Origin of the sequence: Spirosoma endophyticum (assembly GCF_900112365.1) — a bacterium.
GTDB lineage: Bacteria > Bacteroidota > Bacteroidia > Cytophagales > Spirosomataceae > Spirosoma > Spirosoma endophyticum.
Genome location: NZ_FOLQ01000012.1, coordinates 99196 through 116358, shown reverse-complemented (window position 1 = coordinate 116358; position 17163 = coordinate 99196). Strand labels below are relative to the sequence as shown.

Genomic DNA, 17163 nt, shown 5'->3' with positions numbered 1-17163 from the left:
CTTAGTTAGCGCATTCTTTAACAGTGGTTTCTAATTAAAAATTTAGGTTGTTATTAAACTGGATATACTATGGACTTCGCACGTATGTTTCATTTCCATCTTGGCTTACCTTTCCGTATTGATAAGTTTGATCAGGACAAGAAAAGTATTAAAAAAGAACAGGTTCAGCTCAATGCTCACTCAAGTTCTGATTACCTGCCAGATCAGGAAGAGCCGTTGACATTAGAGCCTGAACCGGATTTACTGGCAGAACCAATCAATGTAGTTACCCGGCCCGATTTATCGTCAGAGCCAGAACTACTTGTACCGTTGTCTGTATGGAATTTTGAGACGGTACCATCCCTGCCTAGTGACCAGGTTTCTACTACGGATGATGTACTGACAAATTCGCCTGATCTGCATTCGTCCACTTGGGTAACCAGTGCTGGTATTGCTGATTTTACGACACCCCATTTTTTATCCCGTTTAGCGTTGTCAGATACGGATCTGCTCAATAGCTTGCCGTATGAGTTAGTGAGTGGCTGCCCCCATTGTATGAATCAAAGTTTAGTCGAACGTAAGACTCAAAATGAGGAAGGTAAACATTACTGCTCCGTCTGTAGAAAGCGGGTCTGGTTAAGTCCACTGCCTTACTACTATGAATCCCGTACGAGTAGTCCCCAGGTGGCCATCAGCCGTCATCGCAAGTACCTAACCGACCGATGCAGCGAAAAAATCGACGCCCTCCGCCGACAGGAACGGCTTCACGTTTCACCTTATTTAAAGGGAAAAGCTTATTTTATCAGCATCGATTCTATAGACGAATCAGCTTATACAGCGCTTTCGAATAAGTACGAAGCCTATTATGCTGATCATGTTGGTTTAGAACCAACGACTAAACTTCAGATTCAGCTTTGTTCGACGGGCGGTTATGTTTTTCAGGCAAAGCGTATGATTTCGCTTATCAATGCGAATCAGGCTATTACCCATGTTCAGGCTTCGGTACTTTACAGCGCGTCTTTTTATATCTACTTCAATCTGACTTGTTCGAAAGAACTTGATGCGGATGCAGTCGGTATGTTTCATCTGAGCCGCAGTTGTCACTACGTATTGGAAAATGGCAAAATACTGGATCATTTTACAGACCCCGTCGAAGCTGGCAAACTATCATTTATTGAGCAGATAGGACTTTCTCAGCAGGAATTAGATCGAATAAAGGTGGGTGAAGACGTATATTTTAATCATCAGCGTTTGTCCGAATTAACCCATTCGGCAGCATTGGCGAGGCCAAGAGTAAAGAATAAGTCACGCTAAGAACTTACTGAAGGCGCATTTCACATAAGCATTAATATTCCTAACTCTTAATTAAAGTACTATGTCATCATTTCAATTAACAGCCCCAGGCAGTAACAACGATTTGTTGTGGGGTGTACCGCTTATCAGCCGGGGTGACGTGGTTTCCAAGCTTGTTCCGTGCACGGGCAACAAGTTGATCGTTTGTGGCGGTGCCGGCGGGGGCTTAAGTTTTTTTACAAAATATTTGATTTTAAAAAGCTATCGCGATGCATCGATTTTGTTTATTGATTCTACCTGCTCATTTAGCCGTCGCGCAGAAAATCTCTCTACAGAATGGAATGAAAAAATAATGGCCTTCAACGAAGTGGGGTATAAAGATGTCTTTTCTGAGCCACTCACAATCCCGGGTATTACGTATGTCGATCTGTTGGCTGATTTTGATACAGGTACTCCAAAAGAAGACGATATTCGCTTTACGAATTACTTAATCAAGGTAGTCGAATACATTTCCCAACTACCTCCGACGAAAACCACCAGGGTACTCATAGTAGAGCGTCTGTGGCTAGGTATTCTCTCAAAAATTCCTCTTTGGGAAAGTTTGATTAACCTCCTTCGGGTTAGCCAAAAAATGAATCTTGAAATCTGGCTACTTGCTCCCATTGACTTGTATGGCGAGATAGATGACAATGACTGTCTACAGCGGTTTATAGAACTACAAGCCACTATCCCAAACGTATTTTTACTCGATCATCGAAAACTTATTCATGGTCATCGGATGCAAACCGTTTGGCAATTAACGCCAACTGAGGGAGCGTTGTTCGCATCAGTAAATCGTGATTTATCATCAACTCTTTTGCCTTACCGGGAAGTCTTTGCAAAACTAGACGCTACGACACGTTCACAGGTTTATGGCATAAAAGCTGAACTGGAAGAAATAGCTATTATTGGTTGACTCTTAATCTCTACTTGAATTTTTATGGTACTCAACATCTTTAAGCGAAAATCGCTACCGATGGCCCTTTTAAGCCTGGTCTTGATTGTGGTTTCACTCTGTATTGTCAGTTTTCTGATTGCTGAATTTATCGTTCATTTCTGCTCCCGTACCCCATCATCCAGTTTGATTCCTAACACTTCCCCTAGCCGCTCATGACTGCTGCCCAGATCCGTGAAAACATCCTTGAGCAAAGTGATGAAACTTTGCTGAATAGCTTACCCACTACTCCGCGCCTGGCTTGTCAATGCTGCGGTAGTGTTAGTGTAGCTAAACGTGCTCACTCGGAGAAAACCAAGACTTACTATTGTCCCATATGTAAGGGTGATAAGCCTGTTTCTGAGGTAAAGTATTTCATCAAGAACAAAACTGCTGACCCTATTACAGCCGTGGCCAGGCATCGGGAATTCTGGCAACGGATCTACTACGAGCAACTCAACCGCGAGTCTGGACCTGGGACGTTTCAACGGCAGTTATAAGACTAGACACTCTGAGCCTTTCCATTTTCAAAATAGGGTTTCAAAACCCGCAGGCTCGTAGCTTTTAACCCTTAATTTATGAAAACTTATCTTGTCATACTAGGTGGTTTACTAGCTTTCGTTGGCCTATCTATTTTGAAATAAATAATCTATTTTTAACTACTAACTACTCTCAGACTATGAAACCTTTTGAACAAACGATTTTCTTTAAATGGGTATCACCCTTGGTTTATAGAATTATACCTGCACACTCAGGTCAGCGTTTCTGGTGTTTATTTATTGTTTCCTCATTACTGGTTCAAGTGATCAATATTGTTTGTTGGTTCTGGAACGGATTCTTAGATAGTCCAGCTGACGATACATCAGGTTATTACGCGCTGATCGTTGTCGAAACGGTTCGCTATGGGGCATGGCTTTGGGGCTTCTGGTATTGTTTTTACCAATTAATCAAACTGAGCCCTCGTAACCAGCTATTGACTCCTCAGTTGCTGAGCTGTTCGGTTACCAGTGGCCTATTGATGTATTTGCTGACAGCCGTTACTCAAAATGTGGAACCCGATTACATTTTTCTTATCCGGGGTATGCTCATTTTTGCTTTTGTCGCTGGTGTCGTGTTACCAACAATCTGGCATCCTGCCAGTTCAACTAAGTAATTAAGAACTTAAGGAAGGAAACTTTCTTATGGTGTGGATAGAACGGGGCCGCCCGCGCGGCGTAAAGCAGGCCGATTATGTCGGCCTGCTTTTTTCCAAATCATTCAGAACTGAGCTTATTTTTAACCCTAATCCGTTTTTCACCTTTTGATTCAATGAAAACGCGCTTAATTAAGTCTGTGCCCTTCATCCCCTTAGATACGTTAGTCGGTACTCGATATACGATTCAGCAACTACGACCCTTAATCGATCCTTACATCGACATTCATAATGATATGGTCTTACCTGAATTGGCTCCACAGATCTGCCGATTACTGTCTGGTAAGCATACGGAAGTTCTTTACTTAAAAACTCAACAAAGAGGTATTTTGCATCTGATTAATCACCCAACCAGGGGCCTCTCAATTTTGGTGCGCGAAGAAAAAACTAAGTGATTTCTATGCCTTGGTCCTGATGCTTTTTGGCGGTCGTTTTTTCTTTTTGTTGCGTTTTTTCCGGTTCCTTTTCCTGACCAATCGTCTGTAAACGAGATTCGACCTGCCGCAACTCCGATTTGAGTTCCTGAAGTTTATCCCCTTTCCCCCAGGGTTTTGCCGCAATATCAGTCAATAACTTTTGCTGATTGGTCAGATTGTCGATTTTCTCCTGCTGGTGTTGAATAAGCGACGGTATTTTCTCCAGGCCACGCACGAACTGCCGGGCCGCTACCTCCGGGGTATGACCCGATAGATAGCCGTTATTGTAGCTGTAGGTCAAATTGTCGCTTTTGACAAAAAAGGCATTGGCTTTCTCGATTAACCCATTCACGCTATGACCTGTTTCGGTTCGCACGTACAAGTCAAATCCGTGTAATGTTCCAACCTGCTTGGCCCCCCCTTTGGTATCCATGCGCCGGTCCAACTCAACCAAGTATTCCCCCAAGGCTTTGACTTTAGTGATAGGGGTATTCGTCAGTGTTATCTTGGTAGCATTGGGCAAACTTCCGTCGGGTCCGAATTGCGTGACGGCCGTTAGCCTGGCATAGTCAGTTTGAAGTAAGGTTGCCGTTTTCAGCGCCTTTTCCAGCGATTTACTTACGTCGGTGAGCATCGATCCTGCTTTATAGCCTTCCTTCTGAAATAGCTTCAGTTCACTCTCCAGGGCGGTGATCTGTTTTTCCAGCCGGGCTTTTTGCAACAAGTCCTGATTGCCTGACAAGATCGCCACGTACTCCGAAAAATTCATGCCGGTAGCCTCGTCAAATGCACCCTCGTCCAACCGACGACCCGTCATTGATCCGCTCTTGATCTGAGCAATAAACGTGGCCTTCGTGTGCAGCAAATTGAATTTATAGTTATCCAACGACTGCTCGGTAGCGAAGACGTAGTTTTTAACTTCGTTGTTGAAGTGATCGCGGGCCACCACGTTGCCCGTTCGGGAGCCACGTCCGACGCGCTGGTCAAGTTCGGACGGTTTCCAGGGGATATCCAGGTGGTACATGGCTACGACCCGCTTCTGCGCGTTAACGCCCGTTCCCATCGTCCCCGTCGAACCGACAAGTATCCGCACCTCACCCGTATTGGCCTTATCCCAGAGCGCAATCCGTTCCTTGTCATTTTTACACTCCTGAGCGAACCGGATCTGGTGCGCTGGAATGCCATATTCCTGGACTAATTTGTCCCGTAGGGCGCTATAGGCATTCCAGGAGCTACTTGGTTTATACGTACCGGTATCACAAAACACCATTTGCGTGCCTTTATAGGGGGCGCTCTCCTGGTAGTGGCTGGCGATCAACGCAGCACAGCGGGATAGTTTGCTACTGGGCTGATCGTCCAACGTTGGGTCGATCAGCCGCATGTCCAGGGCTGCTTTCTTGGCGTAATTGGTCGCAATCAGCATTTTGGCCGTGCTCTCTTTTTCGGACAGTGGCGCGCGGTCCAGAATCGTCCCGTCGCCGGTTTTAGCAAACTCAATCAGTTTTTTATTGAATACCGCCTGATCAGGCGTAGGGGGTAAGCTGATCAGCACATCAACCGCTTTAGGCCGGTCGAGGCCCACCATTGACGCCGTTCGATAATCCGTGATCTGGCTATAAAATTGAGCCAGCTCGGGGACTTTGATAAAATGGCGGAAACGCTCTTTGACCAGCAGTTGGTTGGTAACACTGTATTCGTAATCCTACGTTTTCTTGGCATAGACCGCTGCCCAGGCATCGAAATTATCAATGTGTTGCCGGGCCATTTCCTTCGGACGCAAGTACTTAAACAGCAAATACATTTCCGTCAGTGAATTGGTTATGGTGGTCCCCGATAAGAACGTAGCACCTAAGTCTTTACCTGTTCGTTCCTGGATGCTCCGCACGGCATAGAGCAGGTTGGTTGCCCGCTGGCTGCCTTCCGGATTGCCCAGTCCGGCTACCCGGTTGTGACGGGTGGTAAACTGTAAATTCTTGAACTGATGCGATTCATCGACGAACAGGTGATCGATACCCATGTTGCCAAAGTGGGGCACCGAATCCGTCTTTTTATCCATCTCACTTTGTAGTCTTAACAGCTTAACGGTTAGATTGGCTTTCCGTGTTTCCAGCCCTTTTAGTAGTGATTTGGAAATGGTACCCCCCGTTTTCTCAATCGTCTTTAAATCTTTCTCCAGGTTGCGCAGCTCTGCCTGCATGACTTTCTGCTGCACGTCGGGGGCCTGGGGAATGCGGGCAAACTGATCATGGGTCAGGATGATACAATCCCAGGCACCGTTTTTAATCGAGTTCAAAAACCGTTCCCGGTTGGCAGGCGTGAAGTCATCCTGGCCAGGGTAAAGCAGCTTGGCATTTGGATAGGCCGTTCGGTAGGTTTCGGCAATCTGGTTGACGTTAGCTTTCATAGCCAGGATCATGGGTTTGCTCGCCAGCCCTAACCGCTTCATTTCGTAAGACGCCACCGTCATGATGAGCGTTTTGCCGGTGCCAACTTCGTGATCGGCGATACCTCCACCGTTTTGTAACAGCATCCAGGTCACATCTTTCTGCGAGCCGTATAAGCCCGGAATACCCAGCCCTTTTAAATTCAAATCAGGAAACTGCTGATGCGCGCCATCGTGCTGGGGTTTGACAAAACAGTTGTACAACCGGTTGTAGCGGTCGGCCAGGTCCTGCTTCAGTTGCGGGTTCTGAGTAGGTAGCCATTCGACAAAGGCGGTACGGATCTGCTCAATTTTAGTTGCGGCCAGCTGGGTCGCTTCGTTGTCGAGCATCTTTACTCCGTCTGGCCCTTCTTTATTGATATTGGGCGTTGTATTGTACAACGCATATTCCATCAGGGTTAGACCGTCGTACATCCGGAACTGCCCCTGCACGGCGTACTGCTGGGTGATGGTTGCGTTCTTATAGCCCCACGATGGCAGATCGACGCTGAATTCGTCGGTTGAGGGTAGATACGTCACTGTCACATTACTACCGAACAGATTCTTGGCGAACTGCTCGTAAACGTCGGTCGGTATCCAGCGTTCCCCAAGATTAAAGTCCAATTCATCGAAACTGATTGGCGTGGGCTGACCTTCACGCAGTGCCTTGAGCGCAGGCCCGGCCAGCGGATCTGCGGCCAGTGCTTCCATCGCTTCCAGCTTCTCCACTACGTTCCCACTCACCAGCGTTGTTGGCGTTTGGTATTGCTGCTCTAACGGATTATAAATAATCTGTCCTTCCAGGTCTTTGATCAGCTGGGGCTTGGGTAATTTGGTCAGTTCCTGAAGGTACTCTATATCGACCCTTCCCAGTTTGCTCAGGCTGGCGGTTAGTGCATCTTGGGCCGTAAACTGCTCTACTTTTGCCTGTTGGATGCTGACCGGCTGGTTGAATATATCAGCCCTGACAAATTGTTTAGTAGCATCCGCATTTTCGAGCGCTAGCAGGCTGCGGCCATCGGGATCCAGTAGAGCCAAGCCCGCATTTTTGCCTTCGTTAATGGGGCCGTAGCGCGTAATAAAGGCACCATAAGCCGTATTGAGTGCCAGGCGTAAGTCGGGTTGTGGCTGCTGGGAATCCGTTTCCCGGCGGTATAACCGCTCGTAGGCATCCCGAATCTGGAGCATAGCGCCCAGCCGTGAATGGTCTACCTGTCCCGGTAGTGTTTCCAGCGTTTTTAGATCAGACGCTAACCGGCCTACTTCGCCCTGTTGGTAGATCAGACTCCCCGGCTGGTGGAAATCTTCCAATGGCAGCGTTAAGGGACGAGGTAAAGCCGGAGCAGGGGCGTTCATGGCGAACAACTCTCCCTGCACAAACAGGGGTGTTGCGGAGCGGTCGGCGGCCCGGCTCGGCTGAACGCGCTGGATGGTAGGTTCCATCCTATGCTGCTCAAAGCTTTGCTGCCGAAAGGTTCGGGCCATATCGTCTCCTACGTAGCGACCAAGCTGCCGGGCGATCTCATCGATACCGCCCTGGTGCTCATAGATCAGGGCGGCTTTGCCGTACTGGTCGGTGTCTAGTTTTTGGCTAGTAGCCACGATGTTTTCACCCTTCATGAAGAGTTCGTTGACAACCGTCTTCGCTGGGCTTACGCTGGACCGGATGAATTTCTTTTCCTGATCAGTCAGGGCCGTTTTACCGCTTCGTTTTTGAAGCAGAATGACGTCGCTTCCTACACTCGTGCCGGCAAAGTCGGTAAACAGGTTGTGCGGTAGTCGAACCGCTGAGACCAGATCGCAGGTCTTCATCAGGTACTGACGTACCGGTTCATTCGCCGGAGAGTTCAGCAGGGCATCCGTGGTCAGGATGGCCGCTACACCGCCTTCCCGAAGACAGTCTATACTTTTGACGCTGAAATAGGTATGTAGCCGGGCGCAGGCTCCCCGGCGTTGCTTGTCCTTACTGTTGGCCAGGGCTTCGTCCCAGATGGCGACGTTACCAAACGGGATGTTGCTGGCCACCAGATCGAAGCGATCATTAAGCTTACGGCCGCTCTCTTCAAACCCTTTATTTTCCACCGTGTACTGTGGGTAGAGGGCTTTGAGGACCAGGGCGGTCGCGGGATCTTTTTCGATCAGCTGCGCGGAACCGATCGGTAGACCACCCTGAGCAAAAGCCTGAGGAAAGATGCCCGTTCCCGCTGATGGGTCTAAATACTGAATGGGTGTAGAACCCACCACGCTGGCCAGTCCCTTGCCTAACTGCTCAACGATCTGTGGGGGCGTATAAAACCCAGACAGGACGTTGTTGCGGATACCCGATAGAAAGTCCTCCGCCCGATCACCAGCGGCCTCCGCTAGTAGCTTGTGTAGCTGCTGAACACCCGGACGCAACTGATTATCCAGGGCAGTCGTCCAAAGGGTATCTTTTTCGACCGGTAGTAGAACCGATTTTAAGGCACCAAAACCACTATAAGCCGCTAGTGTATTGCGTTCTTCGGCAGTCAATTCAACCGGGTTGCCGGATTTGCTCCGCTGGTCGACCAGAAACGCTAGTCGTAGGGCCTCCAGGTTGGCGGCCAGGTGCGCGCGATGATTATACCCCATTGGTCAAATGTTTATCGCGGTACTCACTGACTAATCCAACGATGAAGGCATTTGCCAACCGGCTCTCTGACTCTACCAGCATGGGCATAAATTTCTGGAGCAGAATAGGAAAATGGGGCGAGCTGGCCAGCTCGGGCTGCTGCTCAAAATCGTTGGCCAGAATATCGTTTAGGCGACTGGCGGCATCCAAGGTCGGCGTGATCGTTTCGAGTAACACCGACTCGGCATTTTCGATGGCTTGATGAAGGGGTACTCCCTGTCGACGCAACTCCTCGAAGGTATCTTGGGCAGCGGTGACGGCCGACCGCTGCTGATCGGCGTTGATAGGCAAATCAGCTGTAAGGCTGCTTAGGCGAAGCGAAAAATGATTGGTTTCCATACTTGATTGAGGTAGGGAATAAATTACCCTATAATCAAATATGGCGATTTTAAATGAGTAGTCGGTTGTCCTTAATTACCAGACAATTACAGTGGTTTTGAATTTATTTTCTGTTTGGGGACCAACCTATACGATTTGGGGACGAAGCGTTTTATTTAAGGGATAAAGGCATAAACCTTTCTGCAAATAAATTTTATTAATTACTAAGCGATACGATTCTATACTGAAAGGAGAGTTATTCCATTAGGATTGACTTCGCTGCCTTAGACGAGCCAATAGCCTGTTCCAAAAGGAGGTTTTAGTTTCTATTGAGTTATTCACATTCAAGGTTATACTATCAGTTTGTTTATCGTCTAGGTCAGGGATCAGTACCGGTTTATCGTAATTTCGTTGAAAACCCATATAATTGTCTTCCAAGACAACTTCATATTTGTAGGGTAATGTTAGGAGTTTCGACCATTCATTCAGTCTGCTGAAGACATCCATATAAATCTTGGCGGTGGAATCATCCGGCAATTTGAAACGGCGTCCAAAATCCAGGAAGTTAGTCTGACTGGCTACAAAGTTCTGAAATCGATATAAGACGAAGCCCTGGTCACCTGCTTCGATGTAGTGCGATAACCAATACAAGACAAAGTCTTCCTCGTAGCTAACGATAGCCCAGTGAAGGTCCGTTGTGGCCTGTTCAAACGTTTCAGGTCTAGGCGTTGATAGATCTATCTTGTTTAACGAAATAAGTACATTCCGGATGGTAGTATCATCGGGACAAAACAGGGTATTTCGTTCCAAAGGAAAGGGTTGCCAGGGAACCTCTTTCCAAATAGGTTGATACTGCTTTTGGTAAAAAACAAGTGCGTCTTTCATAGTGTCGTTTCCTTTAAACCGACCGCCGCTGCGGGCCCCGCGTTATAATGAAATTCTCTTCGTAAGATATTAATGGATTGCTACTAAGCTATTCTGTACGAAAGTTATGTACTCGTTATGCAGAGTACCCCAGATGTACCAGATTAATCGTAAAGGAGGGCTACAATATGAAATGTTTCACCGTAGTGCATCCACTCTTTAGTACAAATAGCGCATGTAAAAAAAGCAGCTAAACAGAAGATTTCACTAAACAAACTCAACAATGAATCTATTTTTTAAGCTTTGCTGGTTTGGTATCGTCTTCAGTAGCAGTTCAGGACTGAATTCGGTGTATGCCCAACAGCCCTACATCCCGGGTGTAACCGACATTTCCTCCGTAACAACCCTATCCAACCTGAGCGCAAAGGAGTTTCGCCTATTTGTTCAAAAGGGCTGCCAGGACTCCAGCCATTTTGCTATGGAGCGACACGAATGGGTAGGACAGGTTCACTATCGAGGCGATCTACAGGCCTACGTGATTGTCTACGGGGAACCTAATACCTTTGATACGGAAAGAACGGGTGTTGTTTGTAACCTAGCCAACGCGAAAGACTGGCTAGTTAAAACGGTTACCTTTAGTGGCCGCTACTTTCACGCCAGTGGGATTAAGCCCCAACATGGTGGGGACCATAACTACTACCTGTATGTGACGGCCATTCGAGCCGGTGGGCGATAAGCGCTGAAAAAATACATGCGGCTGTCCCCAAAGTTTTGTCGTTTATAACCGGGGGATCATCGATACAAGCAGGGGTTTGGTCGGCAAAAGTTGGGGACTAGTCCAGGTTGATCTACTTTGTAGGTGAGTTTAACTATCCTTACCAACACTCAATCCTTCTAGTACTGGCTAATAGTGAATAACGCAACGACCTTCCATATTTTCTGCTCTGCATACCATTCCATCCCTATCATCGGCCATATCTGTTCAAATAATTCATCGATGTTCCCATCGATGAATTCAACGACTCGTTGTACCTACATGACTCGAAACGGTTTACCTGGCCGGGTGCGAAACCCATTGCTAGTCAACTCCTGAACAAACTGGGTCCAGGAGCGCCCCGCCTTTCGCAAAGAGCGGGCCAGGCTTCCAACCAGGAGGTTATTTTCATTTTTATGGGCGTTGAGTTGACGAACATGCCGCCCCTGTATTCCTTTAATGCCCATTAAGGTGCCACAATCAATCCCAGAAATGATCGAGTTAAAGATATACGAAAAGAAGCTGAAACAGCGTAAGATAGCCCATCTGCTGGAAGTGCCCAAAACCCGTCTGTCCGAAGTATTATGGGGAAGCGCTGGGTTAATCTGACTATGGCCAAGATCTTGCGCACGAAGCTCAAGATTGATGCTGATGTCTTGTCCTGATTTTATTCGGACGTTTTAAAGGAACGCTATCTCGGTTAGGAGAGCTGGTAAAACAACTCTATACGTTGGTGTCACTCTAGATTTCACTAGAAATGGCCACTTTGCTCCACATCCAAAGGGGGCAAAGACTTGACTTTTTTAGCCAGCCGGGTTTGACTGGCTTTCCAGGCCTCCGCTTTCAGTTGCTGATGAAGGTCAGGATATATGGGCACAAAGACCTGAAGCGAACGGGTTGCATCATCGGTCTTCATCTGCCAATAGGCTCGATCCGTTGTGGCCGGGATGGCCGTATACATAGGGGGACTCATAGGTATATAACGGCGTGGGTTGAGGCGTGTTTAAGAACCCTGCCAGGGGCCACTCAATCCCTATAGTAACCGCTCGTTAAGGGAGTAGGGGCCCGACCCCTTCAGGCCCTGTGGTTGTCTTTTTCCCCTTCTTGCCCGGCTTGCGAGCCGTCTTTTTAGGCCGATCCGATACCGGTAAGCTATGTTTTTCTAAAATACGGGCCTGCTCGGCCTGGCCCACTTCACTCTGGCGGGGCTGGTGGAGCAGGAGACGAGCCTGGCGAGCCATGACCGCCGCATCGATGATGGGAGCGGGGTAGTCAACGCCAACCTGAAAGTGATCCATGGCCTGTTCCAGCGGGGGCATCGTCCAGGGATGATGAATATAGGCTAAGGGACAGTTGACCAATTCAGGCACCCATTGCCGGATGAACACCCCCTGCGGGTCATGGTCCTGCGACTGCTTGACGGGGTTATAAATCCGGATGGTATTGGTGCCCGTCATGCCCGACTGCATCTGGATTTGCGCGTAGTGGATGCCCGGTTCGAAATCGGTGTAGAGCCGGGCCAAGTGCCAACCCCCTTCCTGCCAATGCTGAAACAAATGGTGGGTGAGAAAGGAGGTCAGCATGGCCCGCATGCGGAAGTTGATGTAGCCCGTGGCCGCCAGACACCGCATGCACGCGTCGATGAGCGGATAGCCCGTGCGCCCATCCCGCCAGGCAGCATAGTGGTCGGGGTTGGTGTTTTTGGGCAGGGTCTCGAAGGCCCGGTTCACATTCTCGAACTCCATGCGGTCTTCATCCTCGAACTTTTGAATGAAATGGCAATGCCAGCGCAGTCTAGAAGCGAACGCAGCCAGTTGCCGCCCCAGGCCCACTAGCGCGGGTTTTCTGGCCGCCTCTCGCTGGGCCTGGTAGACCTGCCGGATGCTCAGACACCCCCAGGCCAGGTAAGGCGAGAGGCGACTGCATCCGCGTCGGCTTTCCAGGGGTTTGGAGATGGAAGCCGCGTAGCGGGCGATTCGCTCGGTTAGAAAGCTGGTTAAGTACCGATGCCCATTATATTCCCCACCGGGCTGATACGAAGGATGCGGAGTTTGCCACTCGATCGGCAGCTCCGGGCCACGCTCAGCCTCATACCAGGTCAATGGCACCGGGGCCGGGAGCCAGCGGGTCAGGTCCGGCTGCTGCTGGGGAGCCTGCATGGTCTGCTGCCAGTCGGTGGCCCAGGTATCCCGGTTTTTCAGGCGTCGTATCACCCCGTTATTTTGGTACTCGTGCCACGGAATTCCTTGCTGGCGGCAAAACCGGGCCACGGCTTTATCCCGATCATACGTGACGGCCAGCCCCGTCTCTTCGTGGGAGAAGAGGGAGCCAATGGTAAACTGGGTCTGCAAGGCGGTCAATACATCCGTCACCTCCCGGTGAAATATCCAAACGGCGGGAGGACCCGTTTCGGGCGTAGGCTCATCGGCGGGGTCTTCGAAGTCAAACGGCAGCCATTCGTGCACCAGTGGACTCGTCTCGGAGACCGCCGCCGGTGGCATCGTCGCCAGCTGCTGCTGGAGATCGGCCAGGCATTCGTGCACGAATCGCCAGTGGCGTAGCTCGTAGTTGGGATCGGCCATGACTGAAGGCTCGAAACAGTAGAGTAGGAGTAAAGGTCGCTTGGGAACACGCTGTCCCCGGGCAATGGCTGCCTGGAGGGGGGCGTGATCGCGCAGGCGCAGGTCGCGTTTGAACCAGAGGATATTAATAGTTGGTTGGTCGGGCATAGGGGGTATGGCTACCCGTTTGGCGACAAGTCGATTTTGGCTCGGCGTATAAAGGGTATTACCAGACCCTGATAACGGTATGAGTAAGGGGTGTGTTTTAGCGTTGAGTCTGGATCGAAGGTATACTGTACTGAGTCATTAATAAGGGCTAGGTAGCCTCTTTGTATACGACGGATAGTAGTTGACAGCGATTAAAAAATGCGAACGAGGTTCTGACATGAATCGGACGTTTTTCTGGACGGTGGTTGAGTAGGAGGGAAGGGGCTAGAAACGGCCCTTTTTACGTTCAATAAATCCGTTCAGTTTAATGGTTCAGGGTAAGGGACCTGGTCTCGGTTTTATTGAACGCGAAAAGGTTAGTAGAATATCAATTTGATATCGCTTCATCCTATCATACTACATACAACAGTTTCACTTAGTCACCCTGGACTTTTCCGAAAAGGTGCACATAAACGGCAAAGATTATTGGGTATCAAATATCACCGTAAACTCCCCTACTGGAAATGCAGATAAAGTATTGATAGTGCGTAGCAAATCCACTGATATTGTTTGACTAGCTTTCTGAAAATAGCTAATTAAGCAATATTAGTAGGAGATTTTGTTGAACTTTACAGGCCTAATAGTGGCTTAACTTTTTCAACGATTTCTGCAGTGGTAAGTAAAAGTGGTGCTGCTTCTGTCATACCCTTCCATATAGACTTCAATACAGTATTTTTAGGTTGTGGTTTTGCTAATTCTTCATTAAAACTATCGAATAGCTCACCTGCATCTTTACTTTTTGTTTCTTCAACAATACTAGCGATTTCATTTAACACATTAGCTTTGTCAAATCCTACACTGCTTTCTGCTTTGACAAAAGAGCTATGTAATAATGAACGATTTACAATCGTAGTGTTAGAGATATTCTTAAATACGTCTCCCATGTTTAAAGTCAAGTTAATGTGATTTCTTTTAAAATAACTTTGGACAATTTCAGGATTGTAATCCCCATTAATTATTTTAGAAATAGGAAATTCGACGTTATCAAAATGTTCTTTTTGTTCGTCGAAATCTCCTATGATAATAGGCTCCTTATTTTCTGAATACCTAAAAGCGTAATCTTTAAGCCAATTAACGGCTACATTCAACTGTTTATCTTGTGAGTCCGGAGTAAATTGACAGAACGACCATTTAGAATCATATCTCATGTCATTGTCAACTCCATACATAATGGCTACACTAACAATTTGATTTGTAGACATATTTAGAGGACTTGACTGATTATGTTCAGGATATATAGAATCAACATCTAAATAATACTTAGGTATTCCTCTTGAAAATTTAAACGATGAAAATTCAACTGGTAACATTTTTAATTTTCCACAAATGGAAAATCTAATATCAAAACGGCTTTCGGTTTTTATCTTATCGATTACTTTTGAGTATTCATTTGCCGATATTACCATGGGAATGCCCTCGTGGCTAACTCCATTTGAGCTAGCACACAGAAAATATTTTTCTTCATTTTTGAAAATCTTTGAGGTTAATCTTATAGATCCAATACCACCTTTAATCATTTGGCCTTTGCCTGAGGGAGGTAATTCAATATAATTTCTTGGTATTTTATCTCCATATGCACCTAACATTTTAAGACTAATACTTCCAACTCGCGCTTCATTTAGGGCCAGGTTTCTTGAATTTATTGCTTCATCTGTAAAAAATAATCCTGGCGAAAACGGAAGCCACTCTAAGATTTTAAAATTGTTAAGACATATTACTTGTTCTGGATAGTAATTGGATTGGATTGCATTTTTCCAGAATTGATAATTTTCAGAACATTGTACTTCTCTTGTTCTGTTAGGCGAGTCATTAAAGAAAATTTTTCTGATAAGACTTAAGTCAAACAAATTCACAATTTGACTTAAAATATCATTGCGATCTATATAAGATGATGTTCCTTTCCCTACCCTTTCTAATTTCATAATTATTTTGCTAGTAGATTCATAAAACTTAAAAAAATTAAAACATCTTTTCAAAAGGCTATCTAATCCCTTTTAGCAATGTATTCTTATCGAATTGTTAGTTCAAAAATTACAGATCAGTTTTACCTTTTGAAGCCTATTATATATTCAGAAGTAAACTACATGTATTCAATTCCACTTGGGTAAAGAGCTCTTGAAAATTATCTTGTAGGGCCAAATGTTCGAAGCTCAAGTCTAATCTACCCCAAAGAGCTAGTTTGATAAATCCTTGCCGAGGGGCTTGTCCGCCATTTGCGTTTGCGATTAGCCTTTTAACCATCTGTACACCATCGCCATGACGCTGAATTAAATCATTGATCAGGTCGGTATTGACCCGCTCAGCTCGAGGCTTATCAGGGTTAATGACATCAATTTCTTCTAAAGACTGCTGCACGGCCTGTTGAAAGTGTTGCCTCAACTGTATTTGTTGTACATCATATTGATTTAGATATACAATCTCATTTTCAATTATCATATTCGGATTAAAAGGGCTGCTTCTTACAGGGTCCAAGTACCGATTGAATTTGGTATTAAATTGTGTAAACAGGATTTCTGGCTCTGCTTCTGCCGTGATGATCATAATGTTTTCATCATTCCGGGTAGCAGCATAATAGGTCCAGTTATAAGAGCCGTTGATGATTATTTTTGAGTCAATAATGCAGAACTTATGATGTAGAAAATGCTCAGTTTCACTCATGACCCGCAATTCAATATGGGCATCACGCAATCTCTTTAGGTTAGCCACATTTAGGAAATTCTCTCTGGCGTAGCTGATCACGATTTGAATTTTCAGCTGCGACCTTAGCCTTTTAAGCTCAATGAGTTCATCCATCAATTCTTCATCTGTAAACCAAGCTACCGCTATTTGGACAGATTCCCGCGCTGTTCTAAGCTTCTCACGAATTTTACTTTTGATATCAATAAAGTGAACCGAAATGGATGGCATGGAGATGGAAGTTGCTGGCTATTAAGTATTTTACTTTCAGGCTGTAGTTAGCCTTATATTGAAACTAGTACGCTGCTCATACATTCTATCCTAGGTTTAACTTCTAATTGGTCGTTACAATACGGATACGCTTACGCTGATTCTGATTCATGATAGGGGAATACAGTTTGTGCGTTATCTACTCTTGACCGTATTCGTTTATTCCTCTTAACTGTTGGCTTTGGCGGTTGAGCTTGTTCAATAGGAGCTAAACTGACTTTTGTAATTTGCCTTTTTTGAAGCTGTAATTGATACACAAATGGGTCTGTGTCAGATTCGATCACATCGATTATTTTCGGCAGCATGCTCAACATTTGAATGGTTAGTTGAAATGGATCAAAGCTGTCATTATGCGATGCTCTTAGCGCGAAAACAAAGTATCCTTGCTCGCAACGTTGCCGAATTGCTGGTGCAATTCGTTTTTTGTCTCTATTAATCATAAAGACAATTGTTCGGCTATTGGCATCCTCTTCAATTAGATAGCTATCCTTTAGAACTGTAACCGTTTCTTTTGGATACGCTAGCATTGCAGCTTGTAAAGCCTTTATCAAAGGGATTGGGTAGTTAGCTTCGAGCAGAATCAGCATG

At 46.5% G+C, this 17163-nt stretch carries 14 protein-coding genes; 5 read left to right on the top strand and 9 right to left on the bottom strand.

Annotated elements, in window-relative coordinates:
* Positions 1-69: 69 nt before the first annotated feature.
* From BM202_RS24495 to BM202_RS24480, 3 genes are all read left to right on the top strand, one after another.
* Complete coding sequence (locus BM202_RS24495; protein WP_143100744.1) at positions 70-1293, top strand: hypothetical protein; 1224 nt, start codon at positions 70-72, stop codon at positions 1291-1293.
* 61 nt (positions 1294-1354) lie between these two features.
* Positions 1355-2227 (top strand): hypothetical protein, encoded by an 873-nt coding sequence (locus BM202_RS24490; RefSeq protein ID WP_093831099.1) that lies wholly within the window; start codon positions 1355-1357, stop codon positions 2225-2227.
* Between the two features lie 697 nt (positions 2228-2924).
* Positions 2925-3398 carry a hypothetical protein gene (locus BM202_RS24480; protein ID WP_093831095.1) on the top strand — a complete coding sequence of 158 codons (474 nt, stop codon included), beginning with the start codon at positions 2925-2927 and terminating at the stop codon, positions 3396-3398.
* A 426-nt stretch (positions 3399-3824) separates the two neighbouring features.
* Here BM202_RS24480 and BM202_RS37855 read toward each other — a convergent pair whose 3' ends face one another.
* From BM202_RS37855 to BM202_RS24460, 4 genes are all read right to left on the bottom strand, one after another.
* Complete coding sequence (locus BM202_RS37855) at positions 3825-5438, bottom strand: helicase C-terminal domain-containing protein (RefSeq protein ID WP_218160602.1); 1614 nt, start codon at positions 5436-5438, stop codon at positions 3825-3827.
* 117 nt (positions 5439-5555) lie between these two features.
* Positions 5556-8885, bottom strand: coding sequence for an N-6 DNA methylase (locus BM202_RS24470; protein ID WP_218160601.1), 3330 nt, complete (start codon positions 8883-8885; stop codon positions 5556-5558).
* On the bottom strand, positions 8875-9264 hold the full coding sequence (locus tag BM202_RS24465) for a hypothetical protein (RefSeq protein ID WP_093831091.1): 390 nt from the start codon (positions 9262-9264) through the stop codon (positions 8875-8877). The genes BM202_RS24470 and BM202_RS24465 overlap by 11 nt, the downstream gene beginning before the upstream one ends.
* A 243-nt stretch (positions 9265-9507) precedes the next feature.
* Positions 9508-10128 (bottom strand): hypothetical protein, encoded by a 621-nt coding sequence (locus BM202_RS24460; protein WP_093831089.1) that lies wholly within the window; start codon positions 10126-10128, stop codon positions 9508-9510.
* Between the two features lie 262 nt (positions 10129-10390).
* On the opposite strand from BM202_RS24460, the gene BM202_RS24455 reads away from it, so the two are divergent.
* Together BM202_RS24455 and BM202_RS24450 are read left to right on the top strand one after the other, a co-directional pair.
* Entirely contained in the window at positions 10391-10843 is a 453-nt protein-coding gene (locus BM202_RS24455; RefSeq protein WP_093831087.1) for a hypothetical protein, read from the top strand.
* Positions 10844-11133: 290 nt separating this feature from the next.
* Entirely contained in the window at positions 11134-11331 is a 198-nt protein-coding gene (locus BM202_RS24450; RefSeq protein WP_093831085.1) for a hypothetical protein, read from the top strand.
* Positions 11332-11612: 281 nt separating this feature from the next.
* Here the strand turns inward: BM202_RS24450 and BM202_RS24445 are convergent, their stop codons facing one another.
* From BM202_RS24445 to BM202_RS24425, 5 genes are all read right to left on the bottom strand, one after another.
* Complete coding sequence (locus BM202_RS24445) at positions 11613-11834, bottom strand: hypothetical protein (RefSeq protein ID WP_143100743.1); 222 nt, start codon at positions 11832-11834, stop codon at positions 11613-11615.
* 76 nt (positions 11835-11910) lie between these two features.
* The gene (locus BM202_RS24440) at positions 11911-13590 is read right to left on the bottom strand and encodes a cryptochrome/deoxyribodipyrimidine photo-lyase family protein (RefSeq protein ID WP_093831081.1); all 1680 of its coding nucleotides are present in this window, start codon (positions 13588-13590) and stop codon (positions 11911-11913) included.
* A gap of 608 nt (positions 13591-14198) precedes the next feature.
* Positions 14199-15551, bottom strand: a complete 1353-nt coding sequence (locus tag BM202_RS24435) for a hypothetical protein (RefSeq protein ID WP_093831079.1) — start codon at positions 15549-15551, stop codon at positions 14199-14201.
* A 139-nt stretch (positions 15552-15690) separates the two neighbouring features.
* Positions 15691-16536 carry a phospholipase D-like domain-containing protein gene (locus BM202_RS24430; RefSeq protein ID WP_093831077.1) on the bottom strand — a complete coding sequence of 282 codons (846 nt, stop codon included), beginning with the start codon at positions 16534-16536 and terminating at the stop codon, positions 15691-15693.
* A 131-nt stretch (positions 16537-16667) separates the two neighbouring features.
* A complete protein-coding gene (locus tag BM202_RS24425; RefSeq protein WP_093831075.1) occupies positions 16668-17162 on the bottom strand; it encodes a hypothetical protein in 495 nt (164 codons plus the stop codon).
* Between the last annotated feature and the right edge of the window lies 1 nt (position 17163).